We start from the raw sequence: 240 nt of genomic DNA on the forward strand, positions 1-240 counted from the left end.
GACCGCGTTCACCGACTGGATCGACTGGTACAACTACCACCGACCCCACACCGGCATCGCAGGCCAAACACCCGCCAGCCGCGTCACCAACCTCCCCGAACAACACACCTAGGCCCTGTCCTGCCGACCCCCGCGGACGACAACGGGGGCCTGGCGTTCCCCGTTTCATACGCCGAGCACGATCTTGGCGGTGGTGAAGTAGATGACCAGGCCCGTGGCATCCACGAGTGTGGTGACCAT

At 64.6% G+C, this 240-nt stretch carries 1 protein-coding gene; it reads left to right on the forward strand.

What is annotated here, in order from left to right:
* Nucleotides 1-112, forward strand: a 112-nt coding sequence (locus RM779_RS33570) for an integrase core domain-containing protein (protein ID WP_311621571.1), incomplete at its 5' end; no start/stop codon positions are given.
* Nucleotides 113-240: the final 128 nt, after the last annotated feature.

This window comes from Streptomyces johnsoniae (assembly GCF_031845565.1).
GTDB classification, from domain to species: Bacteria; Actinomycetota; Actinomycetes; order Streptomycetales; family Streptomycetaceae; genus Streptomyces; species Streptomyces johnsoniae.